Origin of the sequence: Streptomyces sp. T39 (assembly GCF_008042045.1) — a bacterium.
Classification (GTDB): domain Bacteria; phylum Actinomycetota; class Actinomycetes; order Streptomycetales; family Streptomycetaceae; genus Streptomyces.
On record NZ_RDBP01000216.1, the window covers coordinates 1 to 3,153 of the forward strand.

Consider the following 3,153-nt stretch of genomic DNA (forward strand, 5'->3'; position numbering starts at 1 on the left):
GTCTCGTCTCCTCCAGCGTCTCGCGCACGACGGCGGTCACGACGTCCTCGTGGGCGCCGTCGACATGACCGGACGGGGCGTGCCACATCCCGGCCGCGTAGACGGCACCCCGACTGCCGCAGGACCGGTCCGGGAGGGCTGGCTTCCGCCCGAGGAGTACGCGGCGACACTGCCGAAGGCGTCCGTATTCGGTGCGCTGTTCTTCACCGACGAGGACGACCGGCCGCTGCATCTGCGTGCCGTCTACGGGGCCGGCCATCACCCGTGGCAGTGGCCGGGCGGGACGGCGGACCCGGGTGAGCGGCCGTGGGAGACGGCCGTCCGCGAGACGTTGGAGGAGACGGGCATCCGGATGCCCGGCCCCCCGCGGTTGCTGGCCGCCGTGTTCGGCCTGCCGGGCACCGGCTGGCCGCTGGCGACCACCGGGTTCGTCTTCGACGGCGGTCGGCTCACCCGCCGTCAGATCGCGGGCATCGCCCTCGACCCGAGCGAGCACGACGAGGCGCGCGTCCTGCCGCTGGACGACTGGCGGCCGCTGATGCCCGCCCGGGACTTCGCCCGGCTCCGCGCCGTCCTGCACGCCCGGCGGACGGGGGTGCCCGCGTACTTCGACACCTGGGACTGGGACGGCTGAGTCACGCCGAACGCGCCCGCCGGGCACCCGCGGGAGCCGGTCCCGAGCCTCTCCGCCCGGCGCGGGGCCGGTCTCCTGCTGCACCGCACGGTCCGCCCGGCGCCCGCACGGTCCGCCCGGCGCCCGCACGGTCCGCCCGGCGCCGGCGGGGCCGGGCCTCCGGCGCGGGACAGCACCGGGCCGAACCGGTAACGTCACCGCCGCGCGGAGCGGGTCGGCGCAGGCGCGCCGGCACACGGGGGAAGCGGGGCACACATGCACGTCCTGGAGGCGGAGGATCCGCGGCGGATGGGGGACTTCACCCTGGTCGGCCGGCTGGGCGCCGGCGGAATGGGCCAGGTCTTCCTGGGACGCCGAGCCGACGGGCGGCCCGCGGCGGTGAAGGTGGTGCGGGCCTCGCTGGCCGAGGATCCGGAGTTCCGGGCGCGGTTCCGCCAGGAGGTCGCCGCGCTGCACCGGGTGGGCGGCGAGTGGACGGCGCCGGTGCTGGGCGCCGACACCGAGGCCACCGCGCCCTGGGTGGCCACCGAGTACGTGCCGGGGCCCTCGCTGCACCAGGTCGTCGGGGCGGGGTACGGGCCGCTGCCCGAGGCCACCCTGCACTCCCTGACGGGACGCCTCGCCCGGGCGCTGCGCGCCATCCACGGGGCGGGGCTGGTGCACCGCGACCTCAAGCCGTCGAACATCCTGCTGACCGTCGACGGCCCTCGGGTGATCGACTTCGGCATCGCCAGGGCGCTGGACACGGTGGCCGGCGGTCTGCGCACCTCCACCGGGGTCGTGCTCGGCTCGCCCGCCTTCATGTCTCCGGAGCAGGTGCGCGGTCTGCGGGTGACGCCCGCCGCGGACATGTTCGGCCTCGGCTCGGTGCTGGTGTACGCGGCGACGGGGCGGCTGCCGTTCGGCTCCGCCGAACTGGGGCTGCACGCGCTGATGTTCCGCATCGCCGAGGAGGAGCCGGACCTCACCGGGGTCCCCCACTCGCTGACGGGTCTGGTCACCGCGTGTCTCGCCAAGGACCCGGCGCTGCGGCCCACGGCCGAGCAGGTCGCCGCCCGCATCCGCACCGACGCGGCCGAGCCGTGGCTGCCGGCGGAGCTGCTGGCGGAGCTCGGCCGGCTGGCGGCCCGGGTGCTCACCGAGGGGACGCCGTCGCAGGACCCGGCGCCGGCGCCCCGGGTCGTGCCCGAGGACCCGGTGCGGTCCGCACGGCGGTGGCGGCCCGCCGTCGCCGCGGTGGTGGCGCTCGCGGCGACGGCCGCGGGCACGGCGCTGGCCCTGCGCGGCGACGGCGGGAAGGACCCGGCCGGGAGCGGCGCGCCGGGTGCGTCGCAGAGCGCCGCGCGCAGCGTGCCCGATGCCTTCACCGGTGCCTGGGAGGGCGTGGTCGAGGGCGACGTCGAGATGCCGAAGCGGGTGCTGCGGCTGGAGATCACGCAGGGCGGCCCGGGCGACCCGGTCGCCTCGTACATCGACACCGGCGGCGAGCAGCAGTGCGGCGGCCGCGGCGCCCTGGTCTCCGCCGACGCCGACACGCTGGTGGTCGCCGGGAGCAGGCTCACCGTCCAGATGCCGCAGGGGCGGTGCGGTCCTCAGGCACGGCAGACCCTCACGGTGCGCTCCCCCTCGATCCTGACCTGGGAGTCCGGCGGACTGACCGCCGATCTGCACCGGTCCACCGGCGGTCCGCAGGCCGTCCCGGACGAGTACGTCGGCGTCTGGGTGCCCGCCAACGAGCTGTACCGACAGCAGGGCATGGTGCGGATCGCCCAGGGACCGGCCGGGGGCCGCCTGGTGCGGATCGCGGACGAGGCCGGCATGGAGGGCGGCACGGAGCAGGTCTGCGAGAGCAGCTACGTCGTCGGCGCCGTGTCCCCGGTGCTGGCGCTCGGCCCCGGGACGTACACCGCGGAGTCGGGCGGGGACTGCCGTCAGCACGACGCCGTCTTCCTGACCGTCGCCGGCGACGAGCTGCTGCTCTACAGCATGGCCGTCGACGCCGAACCGGCGCACTACGTGCGGAAGTCGTGACCGGCGCGCGGGCCGCGCGCGCCCGTACCGGCCGTGGGGCCCCTTCAGCCGCTCTCGCGCACGAGGAACGTCTCGTCGGCGTAGCACCAGGCCCATGCCTCGTCGGGCGCCAGCGAGACGGCGACCGGGTGTCCGCTCGCCTCGTGGTGGGCGTACGCGTGCCGGCCGCGGGAGCTGTCGCAGCATCCGACGTGACCGCATGTGGCGCACTGGCGCAGGCGCACCCGGCCCGGGGCTCCGGGTGCGCAGTCCTCGCACTCGGGGCGATGCGGGGGCTCCGGCTGCACGACGTCCGCCGCGTGTCCGCACCGGCGGCCGTCGTGCAGCCGGAGCCCCCGCATCGCCCCGAGTGCGAGGACTGCGCACCCGGCCCGGGGCTCCGGGTGCGCCTGCGCCAGTGCGCCACATGCGGTCACGTCGGATGCTGCGACAGCTCCCGCGGCCGGCACGCGTACGCCCACCACGAGGCGAGCGGACACCCGGTCGCC

General features: G+C 76.8%; 4 protein-coding genes. 3 read left to right on the top strand and 1 reads right to left on the bottom strand.

Features of this window, described 5'->3' with window-relative positions:
- Positions 1-634 (top strand): NUDIX domain-containing protein (locus EAO77_RS37225; RefSeq protein WP_261994335.1); only part of this gene is annotated, 634 nt, incomplete at its 5' end.
- 255 nt (positions 635-889) lie between these two features.
- Complete coding sequence (locus EAO77_RS37230) at positions 890-2,665, top strand: serine/threonine-protein kinase (protein WP_147992689.1); 1,776 nt, start codon at positions 890-892, stop codon at positions 2,663-2,665.
- A 44-nt stretch (positions 2,666-2,709) separates the two neighbouring features.
- Here the strand turns inward: EAO77_RS37230 and EAO77_RS37235 are convergent, their stop codons facing one another.
- On the bottom strand, positions 2,710-3,006 hold the full coding sequence (locus tag EAO77_RS37235) for a UBP-type zinc finger domain-containing protein (protein WP_147992690.1): 297 nt from the start codon (positions 3,004-3,006) through the stop codon (positions 2,710-2,712).
- Here EAO77_RS37235 and EAO77_RS41620 point away from each other — a divergent pair.
- Positions 2,932-3,153: UBP-type zinc finger domain-containing protein (locus tag EAO77_RS41620; protein ID WP_147992691.1), on the top strand; the 222-nt coding region annotated here is incomplete at its 3' end. The genes EAO77_RS37235 and EAO77_RS41620 overlap by 75 nt on opposite strands.